Raw genomic sequence first — 1,142 nt, forward strand, 5'->3', positions numbered from 1 at the left:
GAAGCCGAAGGTGACCATGCTGCGGATGGCGTCCGTGGCGTACCCGTGCCCCCAGTGGTCGTACGCGATCGCGTATCCCAGCTTGCCGGCCTGGACTCCGTCGAGGGCCAGGCGGACGAACCCAACCAGGACATCCGTACGGGGAAGAGCCACGGCCAGGTAGTACTCGTGCCGTGGTTCTTCCTGGGCGCGGCTCAGAATGCCGCTGAGCATGGTTGTCGCCTGCTCCGGCGTGCGGGCGTCGAAGCTGAGCCAGTCGGTGACGCGCTGGTCACCGACCACGGCGTGTACGGCCTCCAGGTCCGTCTCGCGGAACTCGCGCAGGACCACCGACGGTCCGGCCAAGGTGAGTGGGTACATGCCCCGATCGTGCCCTATCGGGGAAGGGCCGCTACAGGCGTCCGCAGGAACCCCTCGATCTCCTCCTGCATGGCGCCAACCGGCGCCGCGTCCACAGCCGGGGAGGCGGTCAACGCCGCGTGGACCCGCTGCACCGAGTGCCGGATGCCGTTGATTCGCCGTTCGGGAGTCAGCTCGAGCACGGGGGCGAGGACCTCCGCGGCGCCCTCCAGCTCGCCGCGGGCCACCCGAGCGATCGCGAGGTCGGTGCGCGCCCCGGCCTCGTCACCGAATGCCCAGGCCGGATCCGTCTGGTCGGCGTAGGCCGCCACGGCGCGTTCGGCGTACGCCTCCCCGTCGTCGTGCCCGGGGGTCCAGGCGAGCGCGTCGGCCGCGTAGTAGAGCGTCCGGGGAAGGGTGAAGGTGCACAGTCCGCCGAGCTCGTCGACCTCGTCGGGGTGGACGTTGTCCCATGCCGTTTCGGCGCGGCGGATCGAGGTGACGGCGCTGTCGACGTCGCCCAGCGCGGCGTGCGCGCGGGCGGCGCTGACGGGCAGCCATACCGCCGTGGTGCCGGAACCGATGGTCGCGTACTGCATGCCCTGCTCGGCGTATCGGACCGCCTCGCGGTGCCGGCCCGCCCAGTAGGCCACCATCGACTGCAGCCCGCGCAGCCATCCCCGCAGGCCCGGGTGGTCCGCCTGTTCCGCGCACAGGTACGCGGTCCGGGCCTGCAGCATCGCGGCGTGCGGCTCGCCGGTGTCGTGCGAGGCCTTGGCGAGCATGCCGCCGACGACCGCGGA

2 protein-coding genes are annotated in these 1,142 nt (G+C 72.1%); both read right to left on the reverse strand.

Features of this window, described 5'->3' with window-relative positions; translation table 11 throughout:
* On the reverse strand, window positions 1-360 hold a 360-nt coding region (locus IEY99_RS33750), incomplete at its 3' end, for a GNAT family N-acetyltransferase (protein ID WP_189208189.1).
* 14 nt (window positions 361-374) lie between these two features.
* Window positions 375-1,142: NsdA family TPR-like regulatory protein (locus IEY99_RS33755; protein WP_189208190.1), on the reverse strand; the 768-nt coding region annotated here is incomplete at its 5' end.

This window comes from Couchioplanes azureus, assembly GCF_014648355.1.
Taxonomy (GTDB): Bacteria; Actinomycetota; Actinomycetes; order Mycobacteriales; family Micromonosporaceae; genus Actinoplanes; species Actinoplanes azureus.